This is a genomic window from Actinomadura chokoriensis, from assembly GCF_039529475.1.
Lineage (GTDB): Bacteria > Actinomycetota > Actinomycetes > Streptosporangiales > Streptosporangiaceae > Spirillospora > Spirillospora bangladeshensis.
In genome coordinates this window covers 13,623-28,456 of the sequence record NZ_BAAAMW010000033.1, presented here as the reverse complement: position 1 = coordinate 28,456, position 14,834 = coordinate 13,623, and the positions used below count along the sequence as shown (strand labels likewise).

The window sequence follows — 14,834 nt, the reverse complement described above, 5'->3', positions numbered from 1 at the left end:
GGGAAGACCCGGCCGCGTCCCCGCGGGCTGCGGGGGGCGGCCGGGTCTCCGGGCGGGGCTCAGCGGTAGGAGTGCTCGGGGGCGGGGAAGGCGCCGCCGACGACCTCGTCGGCGTAGCCGCGGGCGGCCTCGCCGAGCAGCGTGTTCAGGTCGGCGAACTTCTTCACGAACTTGGCGGTGTGCGGGGTGAGGCCCGCCATGTCCTGCCAGACGAGCACCTGCGCGTCGGTCCCGGCGCCGCCGCCGATGCCGATCGTCGGGATCGACAGCGACGAGGTGACGCGGGAGGCGAGGTCGGCGGGGACGCATTCCAGGACGAGCGCGAACGCGCCCGCGGCCTCCAGCGCCTTCGCGTCGGCCATCAGCTCGTCGCCGTCCTGGCCGCGGCCCTGCACCCGGTAGCCGCCGAAGACGTTCACCGACTGCGGGGTGAGGCCGAGGTGCCCCATGACCGGGATGCCGGCGGAGACGAGCGACTCCACCTGCGGGATCACGCGGCGGCCGCCCTCCAGCTTGATCGCGTGCGCGCCCGCCTCCTTCATGAAGCGGGTGGCGGTCGTCAGCGCCTCGCCGACGCCCGTCTGGTAGGAGCCGAACGGCAGGTCGGCGACGACCATGGCGCGCTTGGAGCCGCGCACGACCGCCGCGGTGAGCGGGATCAGCTCGTCCACCGTCACGGGGATCGTGGAGTCGTAGCCGTACACGACCATCGCCGCGGAGTCGCCGACGAGCAGCACGGGGATGCCGGCCTCGTCGAAGACCCGCGCGGTGAGCGCGTCGTACGCGGTGAGCATCGGCCACTTCTCGTGCCGCTCCTTGGCGGCGGCGATGTCGCGTACGGTCACCCTGCGTCCGCTCGTACCGCCGTACAGTGCGGTCGGCTGCGCCGAGGGCATGGCAGAAGAAGACATGCGGGATCCTCCCGTCTTGAGGCGCCACGGTGGCGTACCCAGACAGCTCCGATCGTGCCACTTGGAAAACGATTCGGGAACCCCCGCGATTCCCGATTCCGGGCGGCCGGGAACAAGTTCCGAAACGATACCGTTGCGTATCGACATGGACCCCCAGACGATCCGGCGGCGCCGCTGGTACATCCTCGGCGTGCTGACCATGAGCCTGCTGGTGGTGGTGCTCGACAACACCATCCTCAACGTCGCGCTCAAGACCATCGCCGACCCGGAGAAGGGGCTCGGCGCCACGCAGAGCCAGCTCGAGTGGTCGATCAACTCCTACACGCTCGTCTTCGCGGGCCTGCTGTTCACCTTCGGCGTGATCGGCGACCGGATCGGGCGCAAGCGCGTGCTCATCGGCGGCATGGCGGTGTTCGCCCTCGCCTCGCTGGTGTCGGCCTACGCGCAGTCCCCGGACCAGCTCATCTACGCCCGCGCGCTGATGGGCCTCGGCGGCGCCGCGGTCATGCCGCAGACGCTGTCGATCATCACCAACGTCTTCGAGCCGGCCGAGCGCGCCCGCGCCATCGGCATCTGGGCCGGCGCGGTCGGCCTCGGCGTCGCGATCGGCCCGCTCACCGGCGGCCTGCTGCTCGCCCACTTCTGGTGGGGCTCGGTCTTCCTCGTCAACGTGCCGGTCATCGCGGTCGGCGTGACGCTCATGGCGTTCCTCGTGCCCGAGTCGCGCAACCCCGAGCCCGGACGGCTCGACCCGCTCGGCGTCGTGCTGTCGGTCATCGGCCTGGTCGTGCTGTCCTACGGGATCATCCAGGGCGGCGAGAAGGGCGACTGGCTGGCGCTCTCCGTGCTCGGCCCGATCCTCGCCGGTGCCGCCGTCATCGCGCTGTTCGTCGCGCACGAGGCGCGCTCCTCGTCCCCGGCGTTCGACGTCCGGCTGTTCAGGGACCCGCGGATGTCGGCCGCCGTCGCGTCCATCGCGCTGTGCTTCTTCGCCGCGAGCGGCGTGTTCTTCTTCGCCAACTTCTACATGCAGTCGGTGCGCGGGCTGACCCCGCTGGAGTCCGGCGCGATGGTGCTGCCGTTCGCGATCGCCCAGCTGGCGTTCGCGCCGCGCAGCGCCGAGATGGTCCGCCGCTTCGGCGCCAAGGCGGTCTGCACGACCGGCCTCCTGCTCGTCGCCGCCGCGCTCGCGAGCTACCGGTTCGTCGGCACCGACACCCCGATGTGGATCCTCGGCGCGATCTTCTTCGTGCAGGGCACCGGGATGGCCAACGTCATGCCGCCCGCGACCGAGTCCGTCATGTCGGCGCTGCCCCGCGAGAAGGCGGGCGCCGGCTCGGCCATCAACAACGTCGCCCGGCAGGTCGCCGTCGCGATGGGCGTGGCCGTGCTCGGGTCCGTCGTCGCCTCCGTCTACCGCCGCGACCTGGACGGCGACCTCGCCGCGCTGCCCGCCGGCGCCCGGGAGGCCGCCGGCGAGTCCATCGAGGGCGCGCACGCCGTGGCCGCCCGGCTGGGCGCCGCCGGGGAGCGGCTCGCCGGGCACGCCGACATCGCGTTCGTCAACGCCATGCACACCGCGTCCGCGGCCGCGGCGGTCATCGCCGTCCTCGGCGCGCTGGTCGTCCTCACATGGATGCCGGGACGCGCCCAGGCCGCCCCCGCTGCGGAGGCCGACGCGCCGCGGCGGCCGGAGAAGGCCGGGGTGTGAGAGCGTGAGGGAACCATGACCGAGACCGAGCGGCGCGGCGGACGGCCCCGCAGCGAGCGCGCCGAGAAGGCCATCATCGAGGCGGCCCTCGACCTCCTCGCCGAGGAGCCGGGGCTGGCCGGGCTGTCCATCGAGGCGGTCGCCGCCCGGGCCGGCGTCGGGAAGACGACCATCTACCGGCGCTGGCCCAGCAAGGACGCGCTGATCCTGGACGCGCTCGGCGCGGCGAAGGCCCCGCTGCCCGAGCCGTCCGGCGGATCCGTCCGGGACGACCTCGTCGAACTGGCGCGCGCGCTGACCGACGAGCGCAAGAACCGGTACTCGCGCTGCTTCTGGAACGTCGCCGGCGGCGCCGAGAAGCATCCCGAGCTGTACGCCCGCTACAAGCGCGACATCATCGAGCCGCGCCGCGACATCGTCCGCCGGGTGCTGCGGCGCGGCGTCGAGACCGGGGAGTTGCGCGCCGGGCTCGACGTGGAGGTGGCGATGACGATGCTGCTCGGCTCGCTGCTGCCGCGCAGGCCGCAGGAGACCGTCCCCGCCGGGCACGCCGAAGCCGTCGTCGACACCCTCATGCGGGGCATCGGAGCGCCCGCGCGGTGACGCGCGGGCGACGGATCCGAAGCGATTTCGGCACGGTAACCGTGATCTTCTCCCACCGCGAGGGGGTCATGCCCCATACTGTCGCTGGGTAGTGCTGAGACGACCGGCTGTCTGGAGCGCGTCAGGTGAGATCCGTCATGGCGCCGCGAGGCGATGCGCCCGCCACCGATTCGGCGTCCCGGACCCTGGTCCTGGGCATCGACGGTGCCAGGCGGATCGTGCAGTGCGGGCCGAACGCCCGGGCCGTCCTCGGCCGGGCCCCAGAGGACCTGATCGGCCGTCCCGCCACCGACCTGGTGGGGGACGAGGCCAAGGCCGAGCTGGAGGCCCTGCTGGAGGTCGGCGACCAGGAGCGCAACGGCGTGATGACCGTGCTGCGCGGCGACGGGGGGTCCGGCAACGCCCTCGTCACCGTGCAGCCGATGGTCGGCGGCCCCGCGCCCGCCGCGCTGCTGTTCGTCCGGGTCGAGCTGCCGCCCAGCGAGCGCTACCAGGACCCGGCCCTCATGCGCCGCGCGCTGATGGACGACCAGCTCACCCGGTTCGGCGCGTCCCTCGACCTCGACCAGTCCGCCCGCGGCCTCGTCGACGTCGTCGTCCCGCACTACTGCAACGCCGCGTCCGTGCTGGTGCTGGAGAGCCTCGTCGCCTCCGACGAGGTGCACAGCGAGTCGGGGTCGGCGGTGCTGCGCCGCATAGCGGTCACCTCCGACGACGGCAACCCGGCCTGGACGTCCACGTTCCCCGTCGGCGAGGTGCTCGTCTTCCCCGAGGGCACCCCGTACCGGCAGGTCATGGAGACGGCCCGGCCCGTCCACCTGCCGCACGTCACGGTGGACGCGGCGAGCGAGATCGGCCGGCTGTGGCGGCGCGGGCCGGCCGGCGACCTGCTGTCCGACGTGTCGATGGTGCTGCTGCCGATGATCGCGCGCGACACCCTGCTCGGCTTCATCGCCTGCACCCGCGTCCCCGGGTTCCGCAAGTTCGACGCCTACGACGTCGAGATCGGCATGGAGTTCGCGACCCGCGCCGCGATCGTCATCGACAACGCCCGCAAGTTCAGCCGCGAGCGCTCCACCGCCCTCGCGCTGCAGCGCAGCCTGCTGCCGCTGCGGCTGTCGGCGCCGTCCTCGGTCGAGGTCCGGCACCGCTACCTGCCCGGCAGCAAGCTCGTCGAGGTCGGCGGCGACTGGTACGAGTCGATAGCGCTGCCCGGCGCCCGCGTCGCCCTCATCGTCGGGGACGTCGCCGGCCACGGCGTCCGCGCCGCCGTCACCATGGGCCGGCTCCGCACCGCGCTGCACACCCTCGCGAACCTGGAGCTGCCGCCCGCCGACGCGCTGCACGTCATGCACGAGCTGATGATCGAGCTCGGCGAGCAGGAGCCGCACTTCGCCACCTGCGTGTACGCGGTGTACGACGCGACGACCGGCACGATAGAGATCGCGTCCGCCGGGCACCTGCCGCCGCTGCTCGCGACCCCCGCCGGCGACAACGAGTACCTGCAGGTCCCGCCCGCCCCGCCGCTCGGCGTCGCCGGCGGCGCCGCCATCGAGAGCCGCGAGTTCACCGTCGAGGACGGCAGCCTCTTCGTCATCTACACCGACGGCCTCGTCGAGAACCGCGGCCGCGACATCGACGACGGCCTCGCCCGGCTGCAGAAGATCTTCGGCCCCGACTCCGTCGACCGCCCCATGGAGGACCTCGCCAAGGCGACCCTCGCCGGCGTCTACGCCGACCAGCACCGCGACGACATCGCCGTCCTCATCGCCCGCCTCCGCCGCCTCCCCGAGGACCGCTACGCCTCCTGGACGCTGCCCGCCGACCCGGCCGCCGTCCGCCGCGCCCGCGGCCTCGTCAGCTCCAAGCTGGAGGAGTGGGGCCTCGGCGACCTCGACTACACCACCGAGCTCCTCGCCTCCGAGCTCATCACCAACGCGCTCCGCTACGCGCCCGGCCCCATCGTGCTGCGCCTCCTCCTGGAGCGCACCCTCGTCTGCGAGGTCCTGGACCGGTCCGCCGCGCTGCCCCGCCTCCGCCGCGCCGAGGACGACGACGAGAACGGCCGCGGCCTCCTCGTCGTCAGCCAGCTCGCCCACCGCTGGGGCACCCGCCGCACCGCCGCCGGCAAGGTCGTCTGGTGCGAGCAGATCGTCCCCGGCATAGACCCCGACGCGTCCGAACAGGTCCCCGCCTGGCCGGAGGAGACCTGGCCCGGCGAGAACCACCACAGGGGCTGAGACCCGCTACCTCTCGCGCCAGCGGCTGGTGATGGGGAGGCGGCGGTCGCGGCCGAAGTTCTTCGGGGTGATCTTGGGGCCCGGGGGGTACTGGCGGCGCTTGTACTCGGCCAGGTCGACCAGGCGGATGGCGCGGTCGACCAGGTCCGGGGCGTGGCCGGCGGCGATGAGGGACTCGCGGCCCATGTCGCGTTCGACGTAGTCGGCGAGGACCGGGTCGAGGACCGTGTACTCGGGGAGGGAGTCGCGGTCGCGCTGGCCGGGGCGGAGCTCGGCGGACGGCTCCTTCACGATGATCGCCTCGGGGACGGGCTCCTGCGCGAACGGGTGCAGGAACGGCAGGTCGACGCCGGTCTGGGTGTTGCGCCAGCGGGCGAGGTCCCAGACGGTGAGCTTGAAGACGTCCTTGATGGGGGCGAAGCCGCCGGCGGAGTCGCCGTAGAGGGTGGAGTAGCCGGTGGCGAGCTCGCTCTTGTTGCCGCCGGTCAGCACGAGGTGGCCGTGCTCGTTCGACAGGGCCATCCAGACGTTGGCGCGGATGCGGGCCTGGAGGTTCTCGGCGGCGAGGCCGTGCAGGTCGAGGTGCTTCTCGAACGCCTCCACCATGTCGGCGATGGGGACGATGCTCGAGTTGATCCCCTGGCGCTTGACGAGGTCCTCGGCGTCCACGACGGAGCCCTCGGAGGAGTAGCGGCTGGGGAGCAGGACGGCGTGCACGTTCTCCGGGCCGATCGCGTCGGAGGCGATGGTCGCGACGAGCGCGGAGTCGATGCCGCCCGACAGGCCGAGGACGACCGAGCGGAAGCCGTTCTTGCGGACGTAGTCGCGGGTGCCGAGGACCAGGGCCGCGTAGATCTCGGCGAGGTCGTCCATGGGCTCGGCGGCGGTCTGCGGCAGCACCGGGTAGGCGGGCAGCGGGTCCGGGGTGAGGACGTGCCGGTCGATGGTGATCGTGGTGCCGTCGAGGGCGTCGACCGGGGTGCGGCCGGGCTCGGACGCCTCCGCGGCGGGCAGCGCGAGGTCGGCGACCAGGAGGTGCTCGACGAACTGGGGCGCGCGGGCGAGGGGGGTGCCGTCGGGGCCGACGATGACGGAGTCGCCGTCGAAGACGAGCTCGTCCTGGCCGCCGACCATGTTGACGTAGGCGAGGGCGCAGCCGGCCTCGCGGGCCCGCTCGGCGCACAGGTCGAGGCGGACGTCGTCCTTGTTGCGCTCGTAGGGGGACGCGTTGATGGACAGGAGCAGCCCGGCGCCGGAGGCCGAGGTGACGCTGACCGGGCCGCCGTCCTGCCAGAGGTCCTCGCAGATGACGGTGGCGACGTCGACGCCGTGGACGCGGACGACCGGCAGCCGGTCGCCGCGCACGAAGATGCGGTACTCGTCGAAGACGCCGTAGTTCGGCAGGTGGTGCTTCGCCGAGCGGACCAGCACCTCGCCGTCGTGCAGCCACGCGGCGGCGTCGAGGGGCGCTCCGGCGGGCTGACCGGACCGGACGAGGCCGACGGAGCGGCGGTCCAGGTAGCCGGTGACGACGGGGAGGTCGCCGAGGCCCTCGTCGGCGAGGCGGCGGGCGAGCCGGTCCAGGGCCCGCCGGCACGCCTCGACGAAGGACGCGCGGAGCGCGAGGTCCTCCACCGGGTAGCCGGTCAGCATCATCTCGGGGAAGGCGACCAGGTGCGCGCCCGCGTCGGCGGCGCGCCGGCTCCATTCCACGATCAGGTCGGCGTTGCCGTCGAGGTCGCCGACGGTCGGGTTCACCTGCGCGAGCGCGATCCTGAGCTGTGCCACGCTCCCAGGGTAAAACGCCGGAGGTGGTTTCGTCACTTTGACGAGAAGTGCGTGTCGAGCGCGAGGGCCCTGCGGCGCCTGATCGCGGGGGCCAGGGCGAGCTGTGCGGCCGCCGCCACGAAGGCCAGTGCCGCGCAGGTCAGCCATAGTGCGGCGGCCCCGCCGGTGCCGAGCAGCTGGGTGCCGCCGAGGGGCGCCAGCAGGAAGCCGCCCGACCACGCCATCCCGTAGAGGCCGCCGTACCGGCCGCGCAGGTCGGCGGGGGCGAGGTCGGCCACGACCGCCTGCAGGACGGACGCCGCCGTGATCTCCCCGAGCGTCCACACCAGGATCGTCGCGGTATAGGCGAGGACGGTCGAGGCGAGCGAGGTGAGCCCGTAGCCGATCCCGACCAGGACGAACCCCGCGACCATCACCAGGCTGTGGTCGCGGCGGGCCAGCCACGCGTTCACCAGCGGCTGGACGATGATGATCAGCACCCCGTTCGCGGCGATGGCGAGGCCGTACGCCTGCGGCCCGAGCCCGTCCTCCTTCATGGCGAGCGGCATCGTCGTCATGCCCTGCATCAGCACGAACGTGTACACGAGGGTGACCAGTACGTAGCCGACCATGACCCGGTCGCGCAGGGCGCGCCCGAACCCGCCGCGCTTCTCCGCCCGGACGTCCCGCGACCGCGTCTCCGGGATCGCGCGCCACACCAGCACCCCGAACCCGGCGCAGGTGAGGGCGTCGATCCAGAACAGCCACAGGAAGCCCTGCTGCGCGAGCGTCCCGCCCAGCACCATCGCGACGGCCCAGCCGAGGTTGATCGCCCAGAACAGCAGCCCGAACGCGCGCGGCCGCTCGGTGGGGGAGATGATGTCGGCCACCATCGCCTGCGCGGCGGGCCGGTACATGTCCAGCAGGACGCCGAGCAGCAGCGCCGCCGCGACGATCGCGGCGATCCCCTGCGCGTAGCCGAGCGCGAGCATCGCCGCGCCGGTGCCGACGGTCGCGAGCGTCAGCGTCGCGCGCCGGCCGAGCCGGTCGGCGAGCAGGCCGCCGGCGATCTGGCCGCCGAGCGAGCCCGCGCCGAGCACCGCCATCACCACGCCGGCCTGCGCCAGCGACAGCCCCCGCACGGTCGTCAGGTAGAGGCCGAGGAACGGCTCGACCATGGTGCCGAGCCGGTTGAGCAGGGTTCCCGCCCACAGCACCCAGAACGGCCGCGGGAACCCGCCGACGCGCGGGTGCAGGAACGCCGCGATCCTGCCCGGGCCGGGCGCGACGGGAGCGTCTTCCACAGTGGTCACCCGCCCGATGGTGGGGCGTCCGCCGCGCGCGCGGTAATCATTTAGCCTGGACTAAATGATCGAGTTCGTGCTCGCGCCGGACGACGTGGCCCGCGTCCGGTTCGCGTTCTCACCGCTGTGGGAGCTGGTGCGCAGCCTGCGGGTCCTCGCCGACCCGTCCGGGCACGCGCTGCACCTGCCGTGGGTGCGCACCGTCCGGCCGCGGCTGCGCGGGCTCGGCCTGGAGCCGCTGTTCGCGGTCGTCCCGCCGGCCGGCTACATCCCGGACTTCCTCACCCCGCCGCCGCGGACCCCGCTGCCCGACCTCGGCGCCGAACTGGCGGTCGTCCGGGCGACGCCGCCCGCGGTCGTCGCCGCCGAGCTGCGCTGGACCGAGCGCGGGAACCGGCCGGGGCCGGCCCGGCTGGCGCTGGCCGCCGACCCCGCGCGCTCCCTGGAGCGGCTCGCCGGCCTGCTCGAACGGTACTGGGAGGTCGCGGTGGAGCCGTTCTGGCCGCGCGTCCGCGACCTGCTGGAGGGGGAGGTCCTGCGCCGCGCGGGCGCGCTCGCCGCCGAAGGGGCCGCCGGGGTCTTCGGAGACCTGCACGAGGCCGTGTCCTGGCGCGCCGGGACGCTGACCGTCGACCGCCGCTGGACCTTCCGCGGCGAACCGGCCGGACGCGGGCTGCTGCTCGTCCCGAGCGCGTTCGTCTGGCCGAACGTGTCGGTGATGGTGCCGCCCTACCAGCCGATGCTCAGCTACCCGCCGCGCGGCGTCGCGACGCTCTGGGAGAGCGGCCGCCCGGACGAGCCGAGGGCGGACGCCCTCGCCGCGCTCCTCGGGCGGCGCCGCGCCGAACTGCTCGCCGCGCTGGCCCGCCCCGCCTCGACGACCGACCTGGCCCGGCGGCTCGGCGTGACGGCCGGCGCGGTCAGCCAGCATCTCGGGGTGCTGCGCGCGTGCGGCCTCGTCACCGGACACCGCATGGGCCGCCGCGTCCTCTACGTCCGCACCCCCGCCGGCGACGCCCTCGCCGGCGGCTAGCGGGTCACCGGCTCCGTTGATCTGCGGCGTGTTGTTGTTATGAGCGCGTTGAAAACAACAACACGCCGCAGATCAACGACGGGGTGGGCGCGTCAGCGGAGCGAGGCGAGCGCGTCCAGGCGCGGCGGGCCGGTGCCGGGCGCCGACTCGCGCTCGTAGCGGCCCGACTCGGCGAGCCAGTCCAGGTGGGCGCGCGGCGTGTCCAGCAGCACCTTCACGACCTGCGCGGCGGCGGCGCGCTGCGCGACGGTCAGCTCCAGCCGGTCCAGCATCTCCGGCAGCCGCCGCGCCGCCGCCCACGCCTCCTCCAGCCGGTCGACGATCTTCTCGGCGACCGCGGCGGCGGCCTGCGCGGCGTCGAGCCCGCGGGTGCGGGCCAGCACGGCGGGCAGGTCGTGGACGTCGCCGCGGGCCGACTCCAGGTCGTGCGAGGCGAGGTCGTTGGACCAGGCCACGACGTCGGCGACGCCGTCGGCGAGGGTCTTCCAGCGGGGCGTGCGCAGCAGCCGGGCCGGCAGCTCGACGCCGAGGACCGGCTCGACCAGGTCGTACATGAACGGCCCGCACGCGCGGCGGCGCAGCGGCGCGTACTCCGCCTCCGTCGGGACGTGCCGGATCCGCCGGTTGACCGACTCCTCCGCGCACCCGTCCCGGTGCGCCTCCAGTTGCAGCATGAACCTGCGCCGCCAGTCGCGGCTCATGTCCTTGGACGTGGCGTGCCACAGCTCCACCAGCGCGGCCTCCAGCGGCCGCGCGCCCGGCCGGGCGTGGCCGCGCCGCATCGCGCGCAGCAGGTCGTCGTACAGGGCGTGCACGGCGCTGCCGCTGTCGGCGAGCGGCGGATGGTCCATGGTGTCGTCGAGCGCGAGCGTCCAGACCAGCCAGCGCGCGAGCAGGTCCACCCCGGCGAGGTCGGCGGACGGCAGGACGCGGGCGGCGAGCCGCTCGCAGCGGGCCCGGCCGAGCGGCGAGGTGTCGGGGTCCCCGAGCACGAGGCCCCGGCCGCGGGCCCAGGCCTCCACCTGCGCGCACAGCCGCCACGACTCCGGGTGCATGGCCGACGGGGTCGCCAGCGCGGGCACCCGGTCGCTCATCGAGAGAAGAAGAGAGATGTCCACGGCCCTGTCCACGCTAATGATCACTTCGTCGAGCGACCATGATCGCCACGTCAATTTCCGGGAAACCGATATCCGGGGGCGGTCATGTCCGTCCCGTCCGGCCGCCCCTGCCGGGCGCGGGCGCGACGTGCGATAGTTCGGTGATCAGCAACGTGCATAACAGGAGGAAAAGTGTCCAGAGGGACCGTGCGATGGGCACTGGGCGCGGGCCTGGCGGCCCTGGCGCTGACGGCGACCGCGTGCGGCGGCGACGACGGCGCCACCGTGCAGGGCGTGAAGCTCATCGAGAAGGGCGCGCTGACGTCCTGCACCCACCTGCCCTACCCGCCGTTCCAGTCCGAGGACAAGAAGACCGGCAAGGTCGTCGGCTTCGACGTCGACATCATCGACCTCGTCGCCAAGAAGCTCGGCGTCACGCAGAAGGTCGTCGACACCCCGTTCGAGACGATGAAGACCGGGGCGGCGCTGAACGCCGGCAAGTGCGACATCCAGATGGGCGGCATGACGATCAAGCCCGACCGGGTGAAGTTCATGGACGTCTCCGACCCCTACTTCGACGCGACCCAGTCGCTGATGGCGAAGAAGGGCAGCGGCGTCGCCTCGCTGGACGACGTCAAGTCCAAGAAGCTGAAGCTCGGCTCCCAGGCGGGCACGACCGGTGAGGACTACGTCAAGGGCAAGGGCTTCGACCCGCGCTCGTTCGACAACTCCAACGCCGAGCTGAACGGGCTGCGCACCGGCCAGGTCGACGTGATCGTGCAGGACGACCCGGTCGTCAAGGGCTGGCTGAAGGACCCGGCGAACTCCGCCTTCGAGATCGTCGCGAACCTGAACACCGGTGAGCAGTACGGCATGTGGATGCGCAAGGGCCACAACCCCGCGCTGGTGAAGCTCACCAACGAGGCCATCGCGCAGGCCAAGGCGGACGGCACCTACAAGAAGATCTACGAGAAGTGGATCGGTCCAATGCCCGCGGCCGCCGGCGGCGGCTCGTGACCGCGGAACCGGTCGGGGCGGCGGCGCCGGGCGGGCTGTCCCGCCGGCGCCGCCGGCAGCTGTCCCTCGGCGGCCAGTACGGCGTCTTCGCGCTGGTCGTGCTCCTGGTCGTGCTGCTGGCCGACTGGGGCACCCTGCGGCTGAACTTCGCGAACTGGGAGGTCGCGAAGAGCCTGTTCCCCGAGATCATCACGGTCGGGCTGCGCAACACCGCCGTGTACACCGCGGTCGGCTTCGGCCTCGGGCTCGGCGGCGGGCTGGTCGTGGCGCTGATGCGGCTGTCGTCCGTCCCCCCGTACCGGTGGTTCGCCACGACCTACATCGAGATCTTCCGCGGCCTGCCGCTGCTGCTGATCTTCATCTTCGTGGGCGTCGGCGTGCCGCTGGCCTTCCCCGGCACCAACATCCCGGGCGGCGCCGCCGGGCAGGCGGGCCTGGCGCTCGGGCTCGCCGCGACCGCGTACATGGCCGAGACGATCCGGGCCGGGATCGAGGCCGTCCCGAAGGGGCAGATGGAGGCGGCGCGCTCGCTCGGCATGTCCCGCGCCCGCGCGATGCGGTCGATCATCATCCCGCAGGCGTTCCGGATCATCATCCCGCCGCTGACGAACGAGCTGGTGCTGCTCTGCAAGGACTCCTCGCTCGTGCTGTTCCTCGGCATCACGCTGGAGCAGCGCGAGCTCACCAAGTTCGGCCGCGACCTCGCGGGCGAGCAGGGCAACACCACCCCGATCATCGTGGCCGGGATCTGCTATCTGCTCATCACGATCCCGCTGAGCCTGCTGGCCCGGCGGCTGGAGGCGCGGCAGCGCAGGGGGCAGCGATGACGACCCTCGACACGACCACCCCCGGCACGGGGGCGAACGCGATCGAGATCACCGGGCTGCGCAAGTCGTTCGGGACGAACGAGGTGCTGCGCGGCATCGACTTCCACGTCGAACCGGGCGAGGTCGTGTGCGTGATCGGCCCGTCCGGGTCCGGCAAGTCGACGCTGCTGCGCTGCGTCAACCTGCTGGAGGAGCCGTCGGCGGGGACGATCCGGGTCGCCGGCGCCGCCGTCACCGACCCGGAGGTGGACATCGACGCCGTCCGCCGCCGGATCGGCATGGTGTTCCAGTCGTTCAACCTGTTCCCGCACCTGACGGCCCTCGGCAACGTCATGATCGCGCAGCGGAAGGTGCTGAAGCGGGACAGGGCGGAGGCCGAGCGGATCGCGCGGGAGAACCTGGAGCGGGTGGGGCTGGCCGACAAGGTCGGCTCCTACCCGGCGCAGCTGTCCGGCGGGCAGCAGCAGCGCGTGGCGATCGCCCGCGCGCTGGCGATGGGCCCGGAGGTGATGCTGTTCGACGAGCCGACGTCCGCGCTCGACCCCGAACTGGTCGGCGATGTCCTCGGCGTGATGCGCACGCTCGCCGAGGCGGGGATGACCATGCTCGTCGTCACCCACGAGATGAGCTTCGCCCGTGAGGTGGCCGACCGGGTGGTGTTCATGGACGGCGGCGTGGTCGTCGAGGAGGGCCCGCCGGAGCGCGTGATCGCCGATCCGGCGCACGAGCGGACCCGGGCGTTCCTGTCCCGCGTCCTCGATCCGGCCGCCGCGCGGATCGGGGAGGGTGACTAGTCGGATATCTTCCCGTGAGCGGGAAAGGCCGGACGTAACGTCGCGGTAACAGCGACGGGGCATACTGCGAGGTAGCCGGACCGTCTCTCGCGGCCGGCATGCGTCCCCCGCCCCGATGACACCGGCAGGGCAGTACCGAGGGAGAAGGCTTTGGAGCGTCAGCAGGAGTTCGTGCTCCGCACGCTGGAGGAGCGCGACATCCGCTTCATCCGGCTGTGGTTCACCGACGTGCTCGGGTTCCTGAAGTCGGTGGCCGTCGCCCCCGCCGAGCTGGAGGGCGCGTTCGGCGAGGGCATCGGCTTCGACGGGTCGGCGATCGAGGGCTTCGCGCGGGTGTACGAGGCCGACATGATCGCCAAGCCCGATCCGTCCACCTTCCAGGTGCTGCCCTGGCGCTCGGAGTCGCCCGGCGTGGGCCGGATGTTCTGCGACATCCTCATGCCGGACGGGACGCCGAGCTTCGCCGACCCGCGCTACGTGCTGAAGCGGGCGCTGGGCCGGGCCGCCGATCTCGGGTTCACCTTCTACACCCACCCCGAGATCGAGTTCTTCCTGCTCAACGACAAGCCGGAGGACGGCAGCGAGCCCGAGCCCGCGGACGCCGGCGGCTACTTCGACCACACCCCGCACAGCGCCGCGCACGACTTCCGGCGCAACGCGATCATGATGCTGGAGGCGATGGGCATCTCGGTGGAGTACAGCCACCACGAGGGCGCCCCGGGCCAGCAGGAGATCGACCTCCGGTACGCCGACGCGCTCACCACCGCCGACAACATCATGACGTTCCGGCTGGTGATGAAGGAGGTCGCGCTGGAGCAGGGCGTGCACGCGTCCTTCATGCCGAAGCCGTTCACCGAGCACCCCGGCTCGGGCATGCACACGCACATGTCGCTGTTCGAGGGCGACCGCAACGCCTTCTACGAGCCGGGCGCGGAATTCAAGCTGTCCAAGGTCGGGCGGGCGTTCATCGCCGGGCTGCTGCGGCACTCCGCGGAGATCACCGCGGTGTGCAACCAGTGGGTCAACTCCTACAAGCGGCTGTGGGGCAACGTCGGCTCGGCCGCCGGCGCCGGGGGAGAGGCCCCGTCCTACATCTGCTGGGGGCACAACAACCGGTCGGCGCTCGTCCGCGTCCCGATGTACAAGCCGCACAAGGGCCACTCGACCCGCATCGAGTTCCGGTCGCTGGACACGGCCGCGAACCCCTACCTGGCGTTCGCGGCGATCCTCGGCGCCGGGCTGAAGGGCATCGAGGAGGGCTACGAGCTGCCGCCGGGCGCCGAGGACGACGTCTGGGCGCTGACCGTCGCCGAGCGGCGCGCCCTCGGCATCGAGCCGCTGCCGCAGGACCTCGACGACGCGATCCACGCGATGGAGCGCAGCGAGCTGATGGCGGACGTCCTCGGCGAGCACGTGTTCGACTTCTTCCTGCGCAACAAGAGGCAGGAGTGGGAGGACTACCGCCGGCAGGTGACCGAGTTCGAGCGCAGGCGGCTCCTGGCGGTGCTCTGAGGGGGCGGCCCGGTCTAC

Annotated in this window: 12 protein-coding genes; 8 read left to right on the top strand and 4 right to left on the bottom strand. The window is 72.7% G+C overall.

Annotation, left to right across the window (positions count from 1 at the left end; all coding sequences use genetic code 11):
• Positions 1–59: 59 nt before the first annotated feature.
• The gene (gene panB / locus ABFX46_RS39315) at positions 60–911 is read right to left on the bottom strand and encodes a 3-methyl-2-oxobutanoate hydroxymethyltransferase (RefSeq protein ID WP_346049093.1); all 852 of its coding nucleotides are present in this window, start codon (positions 909–911) and stop codon (positions 60–62) included.
• 145 nt (positions 912–1,056) lie between these two features.
• Here panB and ABFX46_RS39310 point away from each other — a divergent pair, with 145 nt between their 5' ends.
• The 3 genes from ABFX46_RS39310 (at position 1,057) to ABFX46_RS39300 (ending at position 5,465) form a co-directional block, all read left to right on the top strand.
• Positions 1,057–2,622, top strand: coding sequence for an MFS transporter (locus ABFX46_RS39310; protein ID WP_346049092.1), 1,566 nt, complete (start codon positions 1,057–1,059; stop codon positions 2,620–2,622).
• A gap of 15 nt (positions 2,623–2,637) precedes the next feature.
• Positions 2,638–3,225, top strand: coding sequence for a TetR/AcrR family transcriptional regulator (locus ABFX46_RS39305; protein ID WP_346049091.1), 588 nt, complete (start codon positions 2,638–2,640; stop codon positions 3,223–3,225).
• A 137-nt stretch (positions 3,226–3,362) separates the two neighbouring features.
• Positions 3,363–5,465, top strand: coding sequence for a SpoIIE family protein phosphatase (locus tag ABFX46_RS39300; protein WP_346049090.1), 2,103 nt, complete (start codon positions 3,363–3,365; stop codon positions 5,463–5,465).
• Between the two features lie 6 nt (positions 5,466–5,471).
• On the opposite strand, the gene ABFX46_RS39295 is transcribed toward ABFX46_RS39300, so the two are convergent.
• Positions 5,472–7,253, bottom strand: coding sequence for an NAD+ synthase (locus tag ABFX46_RS39295; protein WP_346049089.1), 1,782 nt, complete (start codon positions 7,251–7,253; stop codon positions 5,472–5,474).
• 32 nt (positions 7,254–7,285) lie between these two features.
• Entirely contained in the window at positions 7,286–8,545 is a 1,260-nt protein-coding gene (locus ABFX46_RS39290) for an MDR family MFS transporter (protein WP_346049088.1), read from the bottom strand.
• A 55-nt stretch (positions 8,546–8,600) separates the two neighbouring features.
• Between ABFX46_RS39290 and ABFX46_RS39285 the strand changes: the two genes are divergently transcribed.
• Positions 8,601–9,569 (top strand): ArsR/SmtB family transcription factor, encoded by a 969-nt coding sequence (locus ABFX46_RS39285; RefSeq protein WP_346049087.1) that lies wholly within the window; start codon positions 8,601–8,603, stop codon positions 9,567–9,569.
• A 92-nt stretch (positions 9,570–9,661) separates the two neighbouring features.
• Here the strand turns inward: ABFX46_RS39285 and ABFX46_RS39280 are convergent, their stop codons facing one another.
• Entirely contained in the window at positions 9,662–10,663 is a 1,002-nt protein-coding gene (locus ABFX46_RS39280; RefSeq protein ID WP_346049086.1) for a terpene synthase family protein, read from the bottom strand.
• A gap of 195 nt (positions 10,664–10,858) precedes the next feature.
• Between ABFX46_RS39280 and ABFX46_RS39275 the strand changes: the two genes are divergently transcribed.
• The 4 genes from ABFX46_RS39275 to ABFX46_RS39260 all read left to right on the top strand — a co-directional run bounded on the left by ABFX46_RS39275 (position 10,859) and on the right by ABFX46_RS39260 (position 14,816).
• The gene (locus ABFX46_RS39275) at positions 10,859–11,683 is read left to right on the top strand and encodes a transporter substrate-binding domain-containing protein (RefSeq protein ID WP_346049085.1); all 825 of its coding nucleotides are present in this window, start codon (positions 10,859–10,861) and stop codon (positions 11,681–11,683) included.
• On the top strand, positions 11,641–12,510 hold the full coding sequence (locus ABFX46_RS39270) for an amino acid ABC transporter permease (protein ID WP_346049084.1): 870 nt from the start codon (positions 11,641–11,643) through the stop codon (positions 12,508–12,510). The genes ABFX46_RS39275 and ABFX46_RS39270 overlap by 43 nt, the downstream gene beginning before the upstream one ends.
• Positions 12,507–13,304, top strand: a complete 798-nt coding sequence (locus ABFX46_RS39265) for an amino acid ABC transporter ATP-binding protein (protein ID WP_346049083.1) — start codon at positions 12,507–12,509, stop codon at positions 13,302–13,304. Before ABFX46_RS39270 ends, ABFX46_RS39265 begins: the two co-directional genes overlap by 4 nt.
• Positions 13,305–13,454: 150 nt before the next feature.
• On the top strand, positions 13,455–14,816 hold the full coding sequence (locus tag ABFX46_RS39260; RefSeq protein ID WP_131938446.1) for a glutamine synthetase family protein: 1,362 nt from the start codon (positions 13,455–13,457) through the stop codon (positions 14,814–14,816).
• Positions 14,817–14,834 lie beyond the last annotated feature (18 nt).